This window comes from Lutibacter sp. A80 (assembly GCF_022429645.1).
Lineage (GTDB): Bacteria > Bacteroidota > Bacteroidia > Flavobacteriales > Flavobacteriaceae > Lutibacter.
Map to the genome: position 1 here is coordinate 3236949 of NZ_CP092480.1, position 20914 is coordinate 3257862.

At 33.1% G+C, this 20914-nt stretch carries 7 protein-coding genes; 2 read left to right on the forward strand and 5 right to left on the reverse strand.

The window, feature by feature from the left end; translation table 11 throughout:
• Nucleotides 1-2: 2 nt before the first annotated feature.
• The 5 genes from MHL31_RS13420 to lpdA all read right to left on the reverse strand — a co-directional run bounded on the left by MHL31_RS13420 (nucleotide 3) and on the right by lpdA (nucleotide 7342).
• Complete coding sequence (locus MHL31_RS13420; protein WP_240226460.1) at nucleotides 3-2591, reverse strand: phosphoenolpyruvate carboxylase; 2589 nt, start codon at nucleotides 2589-2591, stop codon at nucleotides 3-5.
• A gap of 97 nt (nucleotides 2592-2688) precedes the next feature.
• Nucleotides 2689-3054, reverse strand: a complete 366-nt coding sequence (locus MHL31_RS13425) for a hypothetical protein (protein WP_240226461.1) — start codon at nucleotides 3052-3054, stop codon at nucleotides 2689-2691.
• A 53-nt stretch (nucleotides 3055-3107) separates the two neighbouring features.
• Nucleotides 3108-4457 carry a tRNA lysidine(34) synthetase TilS gene (gene tilS / locus MHL31_RS13430; RefSeq protein WP_240226462.1) on the reverse strand — a complete coding sequence of 450 codons (1350 nt, stop codon included), beginning with the start codon at nucleotides 4455-4457 and terminating at the stop codon, nucleotides 3108-3110.
• Nucleotides 4458-4473: 16 nt separating this feature from the next.
• Complete coding sequence (locus MHL31_RS13435) at nucleotides 4474-5775, reverse strand: anthranilate synthase component I family protein (RefSeq protein ID WP_240226463.1); 1302 nt, start codon at nucleotides 5773-5775, stop codon at nucleotides 4474-4476.
• A gap of 166 nt (nucleotides 5776-5941) precedes the next feature.
• Entirely contained in the window at nucleotides 5942-7342 is a 1401-nt protein-coding gene (lpdA, locus tag MHL31_RS13440; RefSeq protein WP_240226464.1) for a dihydrolipoyl dehydrogenase, read from the reverse strand.
• 522 nt (nucleotides 7343-7864) lie between these two features.
• Between lpdA and MHL31_RS13445 the strand changes: the two genes are divergently transcribed.
• Nucleotides 7865-8356, forward strand: coding sequence for a hypothetical protein (locus tag MHL31_RS13445; RefSeq protein WP_240226465.1), 492 nt, complete (start codon nucleotides 7865-7867; stop codon nucleotides 8354-8356).
• Nucleotides 8357-8410: 54 nt separating this feature from the next.
• Nucleotides 8411-20908, forward strand: a complete 12498-nt coding sequence (locus MHL31_RS13450; RefSeq protein ID WP_240226466.1) for a gliding motility-associated C-terminal domain-containing protein — start codon at nucleotides 8411-8413, stop codon at nucleotides 20906-20908.
• The last annotated feature ends 6 nt before the right edge of the window (nucleotides 20909-20914 follow it).

Sequence of the window (20914 nt, forward strand, 5' to 3'; positions counted from 1 at the left end):
TTTTAAGCAGAATTTCTACTGGCATTTATATTTCCAAATAATGAACGTGTTACCATTTTTTCAAATATTTTCAACAATTCAGGATCTGTATTTTCGCTTTTTTGTAATTTTTGAATATTAATTAAAGCAAATTGTTGAATTGTAATTAATGGAAGTACAATGTTTTCACGAATATCTATAGAGGCTTTACCAACTTCGTTTCCTTGCATTAAAGTGTTATAGCCAGTTAGTTTTAAAATTAGGCGATGTGTAGTTTCATATTCTTTAAAAATAACTTTCCAAAACTCACCAAATTCTTCATCTTTTTCCATGTATTGTGTCAGTCCAAAAAACGATTTTGAAAGAGACATCATACTATTACCTATCAATGTTTTAAAGAAGTCTGAAGTATTATAAAAATCAATTATTTTATCAAATTCTCCATTGTCTTCATATTTTTTTAGAGCGGTTCCAACACCGTAAAAACCAGGTACATTTTGTTTTAATTGACTCCAAGAGCCTACAAAAGGAATAGCTCTTAAATCACCAAAATCTAATTTGTTTCCACTTGAACGTTTCGATGGTCTACTACCAATATTTGTTTTAGCATAATATTTTAGAGTGCTCATGTGCTCTAAATATGATAAGAATTTAGGATGATTTTTAAAGTCCGAATAAGCTTGGTAACTTACAGAGGCTAAATCATTCATAATTTCAATATCATTTTCGGTCATAATATTACTAGCATTGCTAAATAATTCGTTAGTAATACCGGCACTTAATAATTGTTCTATATTGTATTGTGCAGCATCTTGTGTTCCAAAATTAGAGCTAATTGTTTGACCTTGAACGGTTAATTGAATTTCCTCGTTTTCTATTGTTGGTCCTAAAGATGCGTAAAATTGATGTGTTTTTCCACCACCACGTGCTGGAGGTCCACCACGACCATCAAAAAATATAACTTTAATACCGTAAGTTTTAGAAATTCTTGTAAGACTTTCTTTAGCTTTAAATATAGCCCAGTTAGCCATTAAATAACCACCATCTTTTGTTCCGTCAGAAAAACCTAGCATAATGGTTTGTTTAGAGCCTCTTTGTTTTAAATGTGACATATATGCTTTGTTTGCATATAATTTGTCCATAACACTTTCAGCGTTTTCTAAATCTGTAATAGTTTCAAAAAGAGGAATAATGTCAGCTGTAATATTATGATTAAAACCACATAAGTTAAACATTGCAAATGTTTCCATTACATTTACAGCTTTTTGGTTATTGCTAATTATATAACGGTTTGCACCACGTTCTCCATTGTTTTTTTGAATAGTTTTAACAGCAAAAATAGAACTCAATGTTTTTGAAACCATTTCGTTTTCAAAAATCGAAACATCTATTGAACCTTTAACTTTTGAAAGTATTTCTATTTGTTCATCTTCAGACAGTTCTAAATAATTTTCTGGAAATTCTGTATTTCCATGTTCTTGTAAAGTAGTTACAATTTCTGAGAAAACATTGTGGTGTACACGACTGTCTTGTCTAATATCTAGTGTTGCAAAATGGTACCCAAATAAATGTACTTTATTTATAAAAGTATTAATTTCTTCTAGATATAATGATTGATGTTTTTCAATAATAATTGCTTTTATTTCTTCTAATTTATCAATAAAAGCAGGTAGAGATAACATTGTGCCTAATTCTGGATTAACACTATTGTCGAACAATAATTTTTCTAATTCGCTTATAGAATTTTCAACACCAGTAAATGTTAAGCGTTTTTTTAAAATTCGAATATCTCTGTAGTAATTTTTTAGAATTGTTTGTTTTAAACGTTTGGCAACATTCAAGGTTATTTCGGTAGTTACAAACGGATTTCCATCGCGGTCTCCACCAGGCCAAAAACCTAAATCAATAATTTCGTTAGGAATTTTATTTCCATCAAAAATATTATTTTGAATATAGCTATAAGTATCTGATACAGAATGGTAAAAAACGTTTTCTAAATACCAGATTAAGCTCACTGCTTCGTCGTAAGGTGTTGGTTTTTCATGTTTAAAAAACGGTGTTTTTCCTAATTGAGCTAATAATTTATTAATTAAAAGTAAATCATTTTTTTCAATCGCATCTGCTAAATCTGTAATTATTCCTAAAACAGGACCAGGATAAAATTGCGTAGGATGCGCAGTTAAAACAATACGAACTTTAAAGTCTTCTAAATATTTTTTTAAGGCTTCTTTTTTGTTCTCTTGCGTAGCTATTTCTTTAGTGTTTCTCATTGTTCCAACACCATCCATATTGTTTACAGTTGAAAAAGCAGCATCTTCAATAGCGTCAAATAGTACAACTTGGCGTTCTATATATTGAATAAATCTAAAAAGTAGATTTATTTTTTCTTCTTCAGAAGGATTTTGTTGGTAGGTTTTAAAGAAATTTTCTACAATTTCTGTAGGATTTAATTTTTTTGAAAATCCATTTTTACAAATTTCGTGAAACAAGGGTAGTAGTACACCTGTTTTGGTAATTGTATCAAATGGAAGTGTCATAAATATACTGTTATATATTTGATATTTAGACAATACGTGTTCTTGAAACCGTGTTAATTTTGGTTGCTTGTGCATTTTTTTTAGTTATTTAGCCGAAAATTACAAAACCTTAGTTAAAAAAACTGTTTTTAAAACATTAATTTAACGAAATCGTTTTTTTTTGTTAATGATTTTATTTTTTTGGAGTACGTGGAAGGTAAAGCTTAGAAACATCAAAAAAACTTTGCTCTAAATCACGTTTGTTTTGAAGCTCTTTATAACTTTCAAAAACAAAATTGCTTAATTTTGATATGTTTTTAAGTGGTATTAAAAAATAACCATTATCAATTTGATTAATATCTATAAAAGCAAATTTATACTGTTTTAAATTTAGTTTATTATTGGTTAAAAAAGTACTATTTAAATTGGTTATAATATTTTTTGAATAGATACTTTTTGGTAATAATGTGTTTTCTGAAGTTACTTTTACTTCTTGAGAAAAACAAGTAGCATAGGTAATAAAGAATACAATTAGTAAATAATATTTATTTGAAAACATGATATTAATTATATAAAAATATTAAATTATGTATTTTTTTGAATTAAAACAAACTAAAACTTAATTTTTAATAATTTAGAAGTAATTTTGGTTACTTTAAATCGTTCGTCTAAACGTTTGCCAATTACCCATATTATTGTATTGTCGGCATTGCATAAAATCCAGGTGTTTTCTTTTTCTAGCAACGACATTTTTTCGTCTTTAAAAAATTTACTTAGTTTCTTTTTACCGTTTAAACCAATAGGAAAAAAGTAATCTCCTTTTTGCCATTTTCTTATAATTAGTGGAAATTGAATTTTGTTATAATCAATTGAAATAGTATCTGGATTGTTAAAAATTAATTCTTCTAAGACTTTATTTTGATGATTTTTAGCATCGAAAGGAATGTCTATATTTTTGAATTTAAGTTTTATTGGAATTGTTATTTTTGAAGTATTTTCAGGAATTTTATAGGTAATAGGTTTTTTTGAGTTTGAAATTTTAGATAAAATTAAAGTATCTCTATCTTTAAGTAATCTATGTGTTTCACTAAAAATTTGTTTACCACTTTGTGCTTCTAACAATGCTGTAACATCATTCCATTCAGTAAAGTTATAAGCTTTTAAAAGTTCGTATAAATATACCTTTGGATTGTTTAATTTCTTTAATTTCTTAATGTTAAAGTGGGTTTCTTTATCTTTGGTAAAACTCACTTCATTTTTAATGTTTTCTATACAATCTTCAACAATTTGTTGGCTTCCTCTTAAATTTTCTAGTGTGTTGTTTAAAGAGTCTAATAAATTAGGATTTATTTCTTTTAAAAAAGGAACTACTTTATGTCGAATTTTATTACGTACATATTTAATTGAAGAATTACTTTGATCTTCTCTCCATTGAATTTTATTTTTAGTGGCATAAATTAAAATATCATTTCTAGAGAAAGGAAGTAACGGGCGTACTACAACTCCATTAACTTCCGGTATTCCTGTTAAGCCATTTAAACCAGTACCTCGGGTTAGGTTTATTAAAACAGTTTCAATAATATCATCTTTATGATGTGCTGTAATTATATAGTCTAACTTATTTTTTTGTAGTGTTTCTTGAAACCAATTATAACGTAATTCTCTTGCAGCCATTTGTGTAGAGATTCCTTTTTCAATGGCATAATTTTCAGTTTCAAATTTAACTACATTACAAGGAATTTTTAATTTTTTGGCTAATTCAGTTACAAAAAGCTCATCTTTATTACTGTCTTTTCCGCGTAATTGAAAATTGCAATGCGCTAATGAAATTGAGTAATTTAACGAGTGTAATAAGTTGGTTAACACTACACTGTCTATACCTCCAGAGATGGTAATCAATAATTTTTTGCCATTTAAAAATGCTAAATTTTTATTGATGTGTGCTTGTAAAGCTGTTTTCATTGAGTAAAGATAATTATTAATCGGTATTTAATAGCACTTGTTTCATAGCTTTTGCTTTGAGCAAGCATTCTTCATATTCATTTTCTGGAATTGATTGCGCTGTAATTGCACCACCAACAGAGTAAGAAACGTATTTGTTAGATTTATTATATAAAATACTACGTATTATTACATTAAAATCGAAATCCCCATTTGGAGTAATATAACCAATTGAACCAGAGTATAATCCGCGTTTGGTTTCTTCTAAATTTTCAATAATTTTTAATGCTGAAATTTTTGGAGCTCCCGTCATACTTCCCATAGGAAATGTTTCTTTTAAAATATCTACAGGATGTATATCTGGAGAAACTTTACAAGAAATTGTTGAAATTAATTGATGTACTTGTTCAAACGTATAGACTTTACATAATTCATCAACTTTTACAGAGCCTTTAATTGCAGAATGCGATAAATCGTTTCTAACCAAGTCTACAATCATAATATTTTCAGCACGCTCTTTTGGGTTGTTTTCTAAAGCTGAAATTAAATTTAAATCTTCTTGTTTAGAAATTGCTCTTTTTGCGGTTCCTTTTATAGGTTGTGATATTACGTTAATACCTTCCTTTTTTAAATAACGTTCTGGTGAGGCTGAAAGTAAAAATTTAGTGTTTAATTTTAAAAAAGTGGCAAAAGGAGGTTTAGAAATACGATTTAAATGTTGGTATGTTTTAACAGGATTAATTTCTGCGTTTTCAGAATAAAATTCTTGACAAAAATTAGTTTCATAAATATCGCCTCTGCGTATATGTTTTAATATAGAATTTATTTTCTTAAAATACTCATCTTTATGAATACGAAGCTTAATTTTTATTGGATTTGTTTTTAGGTGTTGATTATTAGTTTTTAGCTGCTTAATTTCTTTTAAATCTGATTCAATTTCAGAAGAAAAATGAGTTAAGTACTTTATTTCAACAGTAGTTTCTTTTATAAAAAATAGTTTTTTAGGTTGAAAAAAGTATAAATCAGGAAATTCTAAGTTGTCAAAATTATTAGAAGTTAAATTTTCAACATCATTTTTTAGATCGTAACTTAAATAACCAAAAATATAATCGTTTGTATTGCTTTGGAATTCTTTTAATTTAGTGAACGCATTCTTATAGGATGATTTAATTTCAGAAAAACCATCTACAGCCAAAACAGCATCAAAATTTGAATGTTTTTGTTGATAGTTGTTACTATCTAGCCAAACAGCAGTTTTAAATTGCTGCGCCCATTTTAAAAGATTCGATTTAAATTCAGAAATATTGCTAACCTGAATTGCTTGATTTGTACGTTGCATTGTAGCAAAAATAAAAAAGTCCCTTCAATATGAAAGGACTTTTTTGTTATTATTCTAATTGTTTGATACCCGTCATTCTTAACTTGTTTCAGAATCTCATTAAATTGTTTGCCAATTGTTATGTGAACCTGAAATGGGTTTGAAATAACGAATGTTGGTTTTAGATTTAACTATGTATAGCTCTATTATTTACATCTAAACATGCTTCTTTAAAAGCTTCAGTAAATGTAGGGTGTGCGTGTGATGAACGTGCAATATCTTCGCTAGAAGCTCTAAATTCCATAGCGATAACAGCTTCAGCAATCATATCAGCAGCTCTAGCACCAATCATATGTACACCTAAAATTTCATCAGTTTCAGCATCAGCTAATACTTTAATTTGTCCGTCAATATCCATACTAGCTCTAGCTCTTCCTAAAGCACGCATTGCAAAACTTCCGGAGTTGTATTTGATGCCAGCTTTTTTTAATTCTTCTTCAGTTTTACCAACAGCGGCAACTTCTGGCCAAGTATAAACAACGCCAGGAATTAAGTTATAGTCTATATGTGGTTTTTGACCTGCAATTATTTCGGCAACCATAGTACCTTCTTCTTCAGCTTTGTGAGCTAACATGGCGCCTTTAACAACATCACCAATTGCGTAAATGTTAGAAACGTTGGTTTGTAAATGCTCGTTGGTTTCAATTTGTCCACGCTCAGTAGTTTTAATACCTACATTTTCTAATCCTAAACCTTTAGTATACGGTTTTCTACCTACAGAAATTAAAGTGTAATCTCCTTTGAATTCTGTTGGGACACCTTTTTTATTATCTGCAGTTATTACAACTTCATCTCCATTGTTTACAACTGAAGTTACTTTATGACTAGTGAAAAATTTAATTCCTTGTTTTTTTAAGGATTTTTGTAATTCTTTTGATAGCATTGCATCCATACCGGGAGTAATGGTTGGCATATATTCAATAACAGATACTTGAGAACCTAAACGGCTGTATACAGAACCAAGTTCTAAACCAATTACACCACCACCAATAACAATTAAATGTTTTGGTATTTCGGTTAAACTTAACGCTTCTGTAGAAGTAATTACTCTTTTTTTATCAATTTCTATAAATGGTAAGGTTGATGGTTTTGACCCTGTTGCAATAATTGTTTTCTCAGCTTCAATTACTGAAGAAGTGCCATCCTCTTTTGTAATTGTAATATGTGTAGCATCTTTAAAGCTACCAATACCTTGCAATGTGTCAATTTTATTTTTATCCATTAAATAATTGATACCACCAGAAGTTTGAGAAACTACTTCGTTTTTACGCGCAATCATTTGTTTAAAATTCACTTCTAAACCTTTTGTTTCTATACCGTGGGTTGCAAAATGTTTAGTTGCATCATAATAATGGTGCGATGAATCTAACAATGCTTTCGAAGGGATACACCCTACATTTAAACAGGTACCGCCAAGAGTATTGTATTTTTCAATAATAACAGTTTTTAATCCTAATTGTGCGCAACGTATTGCAGCAACATACCCTCCAGGTCCAGAGCCTATAACGGCTACATCATATTTATTCATAATAATTTTTCTATTAGTAAGTTACAAAAATATAATATTATTTATTGAATTGAATGAATATAAAAACATTTATAGTTAAAATTAATTTAAAATGGTGTTTTTTACTTAGAAGTACATCTTATTTTTAAGGTTAAATATCTGTAATTCAATTAAATATATGTATTTTAAGTGTTGTTTTTGTATTTTGGATGTAATAATTTAACATTTTTTTACCATTTATTGTTAAAATGCAACCATTTGTTAAGTTGTTGCAAAATAAGACATTAGAAATGTAATAATAATTAAAATCTGTTTTATATTTGTTATGTAATTGAGAAATGCTCCCCACAAGACTCAAATTTTTAGACCCCACAAAATAGGCTCTATATAGAATTCCCCACTATATAATCTAATGGATTTTTTCATTAGAATGTTTTGTAGACCCCATAATTTAAATATACAATTTAGTAAATGTTATTACTGAATTAATTTTTGAAAATCATTTTTTGATTTCAAGATTAGTTTTAATTAAATAAAAATATTATGAAAAAAATTACTTTAACTATTTTAACCAATTCAATACTTTTTTTAGCCTTATTTTTTTCGATAGAAATTTCAGCCCAATCATCTGATTGTGATATTGAAATAACTGCTTATAGAAATACAACAATAAAAGATGTTTCCTCTAAGGGTTCTTATTATAAAATGACTATGGTGAATAAAGGGAGCTCTGAAGGTGTTTATGTTTTAACATCAAAAGATGTTAATAACACTTGTTCTAATGTTGATAGTACTAGCACGGAAAATAATGTTTTTTTGAATTATAGGTTTTTAGATAAAGATAAAAATCCTATTGATAAAATTTCATTAAGTATAGGAGAATCTATTGATTTTCTTATATATGTAACTGCACCTACGGGTACTAGTATGAATAAATGGTCTTGTGTTCAGATAATAGCAAGTTCTGAAAATTGCGAAAATTACAGCAAGAGTATTATACTTAAATCGTTTATTATTGACCCTAGCGAGGGTTAATAGTTAAATTATAGCACACATGTTTCAGGTTAATAATAAATAAAACAATTAGCAATGGAAAAAACATTACAATATTTTGGAATAAAAAAACCTAAAAATGGATTAAAGCTTTTGCTAATATTCTTGTTTTTAGTTTCATCTTTTTCTTACGCACAGGTAACAGCTGTAAGATCAATTGATGTAGGAGAGGACTTAGCTTGCGGGAAATTAATAGATGTTGAATTAAATTTGACAGGTTATGGAAATGCTTCTACACCTTTAGAAGTAATATTAGTTATTGATGTTTCAGGTAGTATGGCTACAGGTACACGAATAGAGGATGCGACAGATGCCGCTTCTACGTTTGTAACAAATTTTTTAACGGATTCTAACCGTCATCCCGACAGTAAAATTGGGGTTGTAAAATTTAGTAGTTCAGCAAGCCTTGTTCAAGGTTTGTCAAATAATTTGAATGATTTTGGTGGTAATTTTTGGAATTCTGGATATTATGGTAATTTCAGGGCTAATGGTAATACTAATATGGAAGATGGAATTGAAAAGGCTGTTGCTGCTTTTTCAAATTCTACTAATTGTGCATTAACAAGAACAATTATATTTTTATCAGATGGACAGGCAAATAGGGATAATGGTAATGGTGATCCTTCAACAAGAGCCATTCAAGAAGCTCTTGCGGCTCAGTCTTTAGCAAATATCTATACCATTGGTTTTTCAACAAATTCTACTGCAGTAAATACCCTAACTGAAATGCAAAATTCAGGGTTTTATGCTGGTGTTAACGCAACAGATTTAAATAATATTTATGCAGCAATTTTTGCTCAATTATCATGGGTAGCAAAAGCGCCAAGTAGTGGGGTTTTTAATGTTGAAAAAATTGAATCTGATTTTGAATTGGTGAATTCTTCAATTTCAGTAACAAAAGGTTCTTTTGTAGTAAATAATGCAGGGGAAATAGAATGGGATGTTGATTATCTTCAAGATCAAGAAAATATTGTATTGTCGTATCAGCTAATATCTAATGGTGTTTGTGGTACAAGTGAAATAGAGGTGAGTACTTCAGAATTAAATTTTCTAGACACTTCTTGTAATCCTATTCAACAATTTCCAACTCCTACTAAAAAAATTATTCCTTGTGCCGAAGATCAAATAGTAACTATTTGTCAAGGAGGTACGAGTGGTGAATTTAACTCAAATATAATTTGCCCAACTGCAGGAGAAAAAACAGATTTAACTTTAGAAACATATGCAGGAACTGGAGTAAATAGTGGTTCTGGAGATAGTTGGGGTAATCCTAATAATATAGGTAGTGATGACGGTCAAACAGCTAGTTTGGCATATCAATCTGGAGATTCAAAAAATTTAAAAGCAACTAATTTTAATTTTTCATCAATTCCTAGTGATGCCACAATTGAAGGTATAACGGTTATTGTAAATAGATGGGCTTCTTCTTCATATGGGTCAAATGGAGTTAAAGATACCGAAATGCGCCTTCTGAAATCTGGAAGTGCTGTTGGAAATGATAAAAAGAAAACGAGTGTTTGGGGAACGGACTCTAGTAGTTTGGTAACCTATGGAGGAGCTACAGATACATGGGGTACTTCGTGGACTGTTGCTGAAGTAAAAAATAATAATTTTGGAGCAACTTTAGAGGTTAATATTAATGGGGATAGAAGCGCTCATGTAGATTATATAAAAATTAAGATTGATTATTCATTAGTTACTGTAGCTGGGAATTTAGAATGGTTTACGGTAGAATCTGGAGGGTCAAGTATACATACAGGAAGCAATTTTAGTCCTATTACAGATGCTAATCTTGATACTAACGTTCCGGGAACATATAAATATTATGCAGGGTGTAGCAATATACCAGGTTGTAGAAAATTATATCAATTTATTGTAAATCCATTACCAACTCCAGTAGATGCATCTTTTACTATTTGTTCAGATGAAACGTCTACAGATTTAACTGCACATGATACTGCAGTATTAGATAGTGAAATAGGAACAGTGGCTTGGTATGATGGAGATCCAGAAGGGTCAGGAACGTTAATTAGCTCAGCTACAAATGTTAATTTAAATACTATAACAGATTTATGGGCAGAAGTTACTTTAACTTCAAGTTTGTGTAAAGCTGCGGTAGATATAACAGTAAATATTAATGATGTGCCAGTGATAACAAATCCAGGTCCTCAAACAGCATGTGTTAGTTTTGATTTGGATAATTTACCAATTACTGGAACAAATTTAACAAATAATAAAGCTTATTACAATAATAGTCAGTCTTTAGGAGGAACTAAAATAACAAGTCCAATTACTAGTTCTCAAACAGTTTGGATTTATGATGCAGATGGTTCTTGTAGTGATGAGGAGAGTTTTACGGTAACCATTAACGCCTTAGACGACGCTAGTTTCAGTTATTCAGGTTCACCATATTGTGCAGATGCAACTGATCCAGCACCGATAATAACAGGATTATCTGGCGGAACATTCAGTTCAACAGCTGGATTGGTTATAAATGCAAATACAGGGGAGGTAGATTTAGATGCTTCAACACCTGGTACATATAATGTAATGTATACAACTTCTGGTACTTGTCCTAATAGTAGTACGCAATCTATTACAATTAATGATTTACCAACGGTATCAGTAAGTGGCGCAGGAGAATTGACTTGTGCGGTTACAAGTTTAACATTAACAGCTGTGCCAGTAGTAGATGGAACACCTTCTTACCAATGGTACAATGCTTCAGGAGCAATTACAGGAGCAACATCAGCTACGTATTCAGCAGAAACACCAGACACTTATTATGTAATTGTAAAAGATGGAGATGATGGATGTACAGTAACATCTTCTAATTTAGAAGTTACACAAGACATAACAGATCCAACGGTATCAGTAAGTGGCGCAGGAGAATTGACTTGTGCGGTTACAAGTTTAACATTAACAGCTGTGCCAGTAGTAGATGGAACACCTTCTTACCAATGGTACAATGCTTCAGGAGCAATTACAGGAGCAACATCAGCTACGTATTCAGCAGAAACACCAGACACTTATTATGTAATTGTAAAAGATGGAGATGATGGATGTACAGTAACATCTTCTAATTTAGAAGTTACACAAGACATAACAGATCCAACGGTATCAGTAAGTGGCGCAGGAGAATTGACTTGTGCGGTTACAAGTTTAACATTAACAGCTGTGCCAGTAGTAGATGGAACACCTTCTTACCAATGGTACAATGCTTCAGGAGCAATTACAGGAGCAACATCAGCTACGTATTCAGCAGAAACACCAGACACTTATTATGTAATTGTAAAAGATGGAGATGATGGATGTACAGTAACATCTTCTAATTTAGAAGTTACACAAGACATAACAGATCCAACGGTATCAGTAAGTGGCGCAGGAGAATTGACTTGTGCGGTTACAAGTTTAACATTAACAGCTGTGCCAGTAGTAGATGGAACACCTTCTTACCAATGGTACAATGCTTCAGGAGCAATTACAGGAGCAACATCAGCTACGTATTCAGCAGAAACACCAGACACTTATTATGTAATTGTAAAAGATGGAGATGATGGATGTACAGTAACATCTTCTAATTTAGAAGTTACACAAGACATAACAGATCCAACGGTATCAGTAAGTGGCGCAGGAGAATTGACTTGTGCGGTTACAAGTTTAACATTAACAGCTGTGCCAGTAGTAGATGGAACACCTTCTTACCAATGGTACAATGCTTCAGGAGCAATTACAGGAGCAACATCAGCTACGTATTCAGCAGAAACACCAGACACTTATTATGTAATTGTAAAAGATGGAGATGATGGATGTACAGTAACATCTTCTAATTTAGAAGTTACACAAGACATAACAGATCCAACGGTATCAGTAAGTGGCGCAGGAGAATTGACTTGTGCGGTTACAAGTTTAACATTAACAGCTGTGCCAGTAGTAGATGGAACACCTTCTTACCAATGGTACAATGCTTCAGGAGCAATTACAGGAGCAACATCAGCTACGTATTCAGCAGAAACACCAGACACTTATTATGTAATTGTAAAAGATGGAGATGATGGATGTACAGTAACATCTTCTAATTTAGAAGTTACACAAGACATAACAGATCCAACGGTATCAGTAAGTGGCGCAGGAGAATTGACTTGTGCGGTTACAAGTTTAACATTAACAGCTGTGCCAGTAGTAGATGGAACACCTTCTTACCAATGGTACAATGCTTCAGGAGCAATTACAGGAGCAACATCAGCTACGTATTCAGCAGAAACACCAGACACTTATTATGTAATTGTAAAAGATGGAGATGATGGATGTACAGTAACATCTTCTAATTTAGAAGTTACACAAGACATAACAGATCCAACGGTATCAGTAAGTGGCGCAGGAGAATTGACTTGTGCGGTTACAAGTTTAACATTAACAGCTGTGCCAGTAGTAGATGGAACACCTTCTTACCAATGGTACAATGCTTCAGGAGCAATTACAGGAGCAACATCAGCTACGTATTCAGCAGAAACACCAGACACTTATTATGTAATTGTAAAAGATGGAGATGATGGATGTACAGTAACATCTTCTAATTTAGAAGTTACACAAGACATAACAGATCCAACGGTATCAGTAAGTGGCGCAGGAGAATTGACTTGTGCGGTTACAAGTTTAACATTAACAGCTGTGCCAGTAGTAGATGGAACACCTTCTTACCAATGGTACAATGCTTCAGGAGCAATTACAGGAGCAACATCAGCTACGTATTCAGCAGAAACACCAGACACTTATTATGTAATTGTAAAAGATGGAGATGATGGATGTACAGTAACATCTTCTAATTTAGAAGTTACACAAGACATAACAGATCCAACGGTATCAGTAAGTGGCGCAGGAGAATTGACTTGTGCGGTTACAAGTTTAACATTAACAGCTGTGCCAGTAGTAGATGGAACACCTTCTTACCAATGGTACAATGCTTCAGGAGCAATTACAGGAGCAACATCAGCTACGTATTCAGCAGAAACACCAGACACTTATTATGTAATTGTAAAAGATGGAGATGATGGATGTACAGTAACATCTTCTAATTTAGAAGTTACACAAGACATAACAGATCCAACGGTATCAGTAAGTGGCGCAGGAGAATTGACTTGTGCGGTTACAAGTTTAACATTAACAGCTGTGCCAGTAGTAGATGGAACACCTTCTTACCAATGGTACAATGCTTCAGGAGCAATTACAGGAGCAACATCAGCTACGTATTCAGCAGAAACACCAGACACTTATTATGTAATTGTAAAAGATGGAGATGATGGATGTACAGTAACATCTTCTAATTTAGAAGTTACACAAGACATAACAGATCCAACGGTATCAGTAAGTGGCGCAGGAGAATTGACTTGTGCGGTTACAAGTTTAACATTAACAGCTGTGCCAGTAGTAGATGGAACACCTTCTTACCAATGGTACAATGCTTCAGGAGCAATTACAGGAGCAACATCAGCTACGTATTCAGCAGAAACACCAGACACTTATTATGTAATTGTAAAAGATGGAGATGATGGATGTACAGTAACATCTTCTAATTTAGAAGTTACACAAGACATAACAGATCCAACGGTATCAGTAAGTGGCGCAGGAGAATTGACTTGTGCGGTTACAAGTTTAACATTAACAGCTGTGCCAGTAGTAGATGGAACACCTTCTTACCAATGGTACAATGCTTCAGGAGCAATTACAGGAGCAACATCAGCTACGTATTCAGCAGAAACACCAGACACTTATTATGTAATTGTAAAAGATGGAGATGATGGATGTACAGTAACATCTTCTAATTTAGAAGTTACACAAGACATAACAGATCCAACGGTATCAGTAAGTGGCGCAGGAGAATTGACTTGTGCGGTTACAAGTTTAACATTAACAGCTGTGCCAGTAGTAGATGGAACACCTTCTTACCAATGGTACAATGCTTCAGGAGCAATTACAGGAGCAACATCAGCTACGTATTCAGCAGAAACACCAGACACTTATTATGTAATTGTAAAAGATGGAGATGATGGATGTACAGTAACATCTTCTAATTTAGAAGTTACACAAGACATAACAGATCCAACGGTATCAGTAAGTGGCGCAGGAGAATTGACTTGTGCGGTTACAAGTTTAACATTAACAGCTGTGCCAGTAGTAGATGGAACACCTTCTTACCAATGGTACAATGCTTCAGGAGCAATTACAGGAGCAACATCAGCTACGTATTCAGCAGAAACACCAGACACTTATTATGTAATTGTAAAAGATGGAGATGATGGATGTACAGTAACATCTTCTAATTTAGAAGTTACACAAGACATAACAGATCCAACGGTATCAGTAAGTGGCGCAGGAGAATTGACTTGTGCGGTTACAAGTTTAACATTAACAGCTGTGCCAGTAGTAGATGGAACACCTTCTTACCAATGGTACAATGCTTCAGGAGCAATTACAGGAGCAACATCAGCTACGTATTCAGCAGAAACACCAGACACTTATTATGTAATTGTAAAAGATGGAGATGATGGATGTACAGTAACATCTTCTAATTTAGAAGTTACACAAGACATAACAGATCCAACGGTATCAGTAAGTGGCGCAGGAGAATTGACTTGTGCGGTTACAAGTTTAACATTAACAGCTGTGCCAGTAGTAGATGGAACACCTTCTTACCAATGGTACAATGCTTCAGGAGCAATTACAGGAGCAACATCAGCTACGTATTCAGCAGAAACACCAGACACTTATTATGTAATTGTAAAAGATGGAGATGATGGATGTACAGTAACATCTTCTAATTTAGAAGTTACACAAGACATAACAGATCCAACGGTATCAGTAAGTGGCGCAGGAGAATTGACTTGTGCGGTTACAAGTTTAACATTAACAGCTGTGCCAGTAGTAGATGGAACACCTTCTTACCAATGGTACAATGCTTCAGGAGCAATTACAGGAGCAACATCAGCTACGTATTCAGCAGAAACACCAGACACTTATTATGTAATTGTAAAAGATGGAGATGATGGATGTACAGTAACATCTTCTAATTTAGAAGTTACACAAGACATAACAGATCCAACGGTATCAGTAAGTGGCGCAGGAGAATTGACTTGTGCGGTTACAAGTTTAACATTAACAGCTGTGCCAGTAGTAGATGGAACACCTTCTTACCAATGGTACAATGCTTCAGGAGCAATTACAGGAGCAACATCAGCTACGTATTCAGCAGAAACACCAGACACTTATTATGTAATTGTAAAAGATGGAGATGATGGATGTACAGTAACATCTTCTAATTTAGAAGTTACACAAGACATAACAGATCCAACGGTATCAGTAAGTGGCGCAGGAGAATTGACTTGTGCGGTTACAAGTTTAACATTAACAGCTGTGCCAGTAGTAGATGGAACACCTTCTTACCAATGGTACAATGCTTCAGGAGCAATTACAGGAGCAACATCAGCTACGTATTCAGCAGAAACACCAGACACTTATTATGTAATTGTAAAAGATGGAGATGATGGATGTACAGTAACATCTTCTAATTTAGAAGTTACACAAGACATAACAGATCCAACGGTATCAGTAAGTGGCGCAGGAGAATTGACTTGTGCGGTTACAAGTTTAACATTAACAGCTGTGCCAGTAGTAGATGGAACACCTTCTTACCAATGGTACAATGCTTCAGGAGCAATTACAGGAGCAACATCAGCTACGTATTCAGCAGAAACACCAGACACTTATTATGTAATTGTAAAAGATGGAGATGATGGATGTACAGTAACATCTTCTAATTTAGAAGTTACACAAGACATAACAGATCCAACGGTATCAGTAAGTGGCGCAGGAGAATTGACTTGTGCGGTTACAAGTTTAACATTAACAGCTGTGCCAGTAGTAGATGGAACACCTTCTTACCAATGGTACAATGCTTCAGGAGCAATTACAGGAGCAACATCAGCTACGTATTCAGCAGAAACACCAGACACTTATTATGTAATTGTAAAAGATGGAGATGATGGATGTACAGTAACATCTTCTAATTTAGAAGTTACACAAGACATAACAGATCCAACGGTATCAGTAAGTGGCGCAGGAGAATTGACTTGTGCGGTTACAAGTTTAACATTAACAGCTGTGCCAGTAGTAGATGGAACACCTTCTTACCAATGGTACAATGCTTCAGGAGCAATTACAGGAGCAACATCAGCTACGTATTCAGCAGAAACACCAGACACTTATTATGTAATTGTAAAAGATGGAGATGATGGATGTACAGTAACATCTTCTAATTTAGAAGTTACACAAGACATAACAGATCCAACGGTATCAGTAAGTGGCGCAGGAGAATTGACTTGTGCGGTTACAAGTTTAACATTAACAGCTGTGCCAGTAGTAGATGGAACACCTTCTTACCAATGGTACAATGCTTCAGGAGCAATTACAGGAGCAACATCAGCTACGTATTCAGCAGAAACACCAGACACTTATTATGTAATTGTAAAAGATGGAGATGATGGATGTACAGTAACATCTTCTAATTTAGAAGTTACACAAGATATTGTAACACCAAGTGCAGATATTACAGGAAATGAAGAATTAACATGTGCATTGGAAGAAATTACATTAAATGCAAACGGAAATTCAGATAATCAGTCAGCAGAATTAAGTTATGCTTGGAGCGGACCAAATAATTATACCGCAACAACAGAAGAGATAACAGTAAGTTCACCAGGAGTTTATACTGTAATTGTAACAGATGGAGATAATGGATGTTCAAATGAAGACAGTGTAACAGTATTACAAGATATTGTAACACCAAGTGCAGATATTACAGGAAATGAAGAATTAACATGTGCATTGGAAGAAATTACATTAAATGCAAACGGAAATTCAGATAATCAGTCAGCAGAATTAAGTTATGCTTGGAGCGGACCAAATAATTATACCGCAACAACAGAAGAGATAACAGTAAGTTCACCAGGAGTTTATACTGTAATTGTAACAGATGGAGATAATGGATGTTCAAATGAAGACAGTGTAACAGTATTACAAGATATTGTAACACCAAGTGCAGATATTACAGGAAATGAAGAATTAACATGTGCATTGGAAGAAATTACATTAAATGCAAACGGAAATTCAGATAATCAGTCAGCAGAATTAAGTTATGCTTGGAGCGGTCCAAATAATTATACCGCAACAACAGAAGAGATTACTGTAAGTGTACCAGGAGTTTATACTGTAATTGTAACAGATGGAGATAATGGATGTTCAAATGAAGACAGTGTAACAGTATTACAAGATATTGTAACACCAAGTGCAGATATTACAGGAAATGAAGAATTAACATGTGCATTGGAAGAAATTACATTAAATGCAAACGGAAATTCAGATAATCAGTCAGCAGAATTAAGTTATGCTTGGAGCGGACCAAATAATTATACCGCAACAACAGAAGAGATAACAGTAAGTTCACCAGGAGTTTATACTGTAATTGTAACAGATGGAGATAATGGATGTTCAAATGAAGACAGTGTAACAGTATTACAAGATATTGTAACACCAAGTGCAGATATTACAGGAAATGAAGAATTAACATGTGCATTGGAAGAAATTACATTAAATGCAAACGGAAATTCAGATAATCAGTCAGCAGAATTAAGTTATGCTTGGAGCGGTCCAAATAATTATACCGCAACAACAGAAGAGATTACTGTAAGTGTACCAGGAGTTTATACTGTAATTGTAACAGATGGAGATAATGGATGTTCAAATGAAGACAGTGTAACAGTATTACAAGATATTGTAACACCAAGTGCAGATATTACAGGAAATGAAGAATTAACATGTGCATTGGAAGAAATTACATTAAATGCAAACGGAAATTCAGATAATCAGTCAGCAGAATTAAGTTATGCTTGGAGCGGACCAAATAATTATACCGCAACAACAGAAGAGATAACAGTAAGTTCACCAGGAGTTTATACAGTAGTTGTAACAGATGGAGATAATGGATGTTCAGAAGAAGACAGTGTAACAGTATTACAAGATATTGTAACACCAAGTGTAGAAATTACAGGAAATGCAGAATTAACGTGTGCATTGGAAGAAATTACATTAAATGCAAACGGAAATTCAGATAATCAGTCAGCAGAATTAAGTTATGCTTGGAGCGGTCCAAATAATTATACCGCAACAACAGAAGAGATTACTGTAAGTGTACCAGGAGTTTATACGATAACAATTACAGATGGCGATAATGGTTGTACAATGAGTGATTATGTACAAGTAACTCAAGATAATGAAAAGCCAATAGCTATAATTTTAACAGATACAACTGTTTTATCTTGTGGGACTACAAGTGTTGAGTTAGATGGAAGTACAAGTACAAGTGATGCAAGGTATATTTGGAGTACTGGTGAAAGAACTAAAAAAATAACAGTTAATGAACCAGGAAATTACTGGTTGGAAGTATCTTATGAGACAAATGGATGTGCATCTTACGCGTTTATTACGGTAACTGAAGATATAGAAAAACCAGTTGTTACTATAACAGGAGAATCAGAGTTGACTTGTGAAATTACAAGCGTAACATTAGATGCAAGTAGTTCAACAGTTCAAGGTGACGCAAGTTATTTATGGAGCACTGGAGCAACAACAGCAACAATTGATGTGACTGAGCCAGGTGATTATACAGTAACTGTAATTGATTCAGTGAATGGATGTAGTGCAATAAGTGAAACTTTTACAGTAACACAAAACATTACAAATGTTATTGCAATTATAACAGGAGAATCAGAATTGACTTGTGAAATTAAAAGCGTAACATTAGATGCAAGTAGTTCAACAGTTCAAGGTGATGCAAGTTATTTATGGAGCACTGGAGCAACAACAGCAACAATTGATGTAACTGAACCTGGTGATTATACTGTAACCGTAACAGATTCAGAGAATGGATGTAGTGCAATAAGTGAAACTTTTACAGTAACACAAAACATTACAAATGTTATTGCAATTATAACAGGAGAATCAGAGTTGACTTGTGAAATTACAAGCGTAACATTAGATGCAAGTAGTTCAACAGTTCAAGGTGACGCAAGTTATTTATGGAGCACTGGAGCAACAACAGCAACAATTGATGTAACTGAGCCAGGTGATTATACAGTAACCGTTACAGATTCAGTGAATGGATGTAGTGCAATAAGTGAAACTTTTACAGTAACACAAAACATTACAGACGTTATTGCAATTATAACAGGAGAATCAGAATTGACTTGTGAAATTACAAGCGTAATGTTAGACGCAAGTAGTTCAACAGTTCAAGGAGATGTAAGTTATTTATGGAGTACAGGAGCAACAACAGCAACAATTGATGTAACTGAGCTAGGTGATTATACAGTAACAGTGACAGATTCAGAAAATGGATGTAGTGCAATAAGTGAAACTTTTACAGTAACACAAAACATTACAAATGTTATTGCAATTATAACAGGAGAATCAGAGTTGACTTGTGAAATTACAAGCGTAACATTAGATGCGAGTAGTTCAACAGTTCAAGGTGAAGCAAGTTATTTATGGAGTACTGGAGCAACAACAGCAACAATTGATGTAACTGAGCCAGGTGATTATACAGTAACAGTGACAGACTCAGAGAATGGATGTTCTTTAACAAGTGAAATCTTTACAGTAACACAAAACATTACAGAAGTAGTTGCTGTTATTACAGGAGGTTCTGAATTAACATGTTCAATAGAAAGTGTAATGTTAGATGCAAGTAGTTCAACAGTTCAAGGTGACGCAAGTTATTTATGGAGTAATGGGGCAACATCAGCAACAATTGAAGTATTAGAAGCAGGAAGTTATACAGTAACAGTAACTGATATGGATAATGGTTGTGCAGCTTTAAGTGAAACTTTTATAGTAACGGAAGATTTTACTGCAGAAACTATTGATAATATAGATAATGTTGTAATACTTTGTATTGAAGATTTAGAAATGGATCTTACAACGTTATTAGTTGATGATTATGAATCTGGAGGTACCTGGATAGATGAGTTTGATAGTGGCGGCCTAACAGGTGATTATTTTGACCCTTCAATAGTGAATTTAGGTGTATATGAATTTACATATACAGAGCCAGGACAGTGTGGTAGAATTATAAAAGTATATTTAGAAGTGAATGATGATTGTGTTGTATTACCTTGTTCAACTACTGAATTAGAGATTTCAAAAGTTGTAACTCCTAATAATGATGGATTTAATGATCAATTCGAAATCTCAGGATTAGAAGGTTGTGGTTTTACTTTTGATGTTCAAATATTTAATCGTTGGGGTAAAATGGTATTCCAATCAAGTAATTACCAAAACGATTGGAAAGGTAACTTTAACACTGGAGGAGCAACTATTGGTTCAAGCACAGAGTTACCAACAGGAACATATTATTACATTGTTAATGTATTAAGTAGTGGTTTTGAACCTATTACTGGATATATATATTTAGGAACTAACTAAAAAATA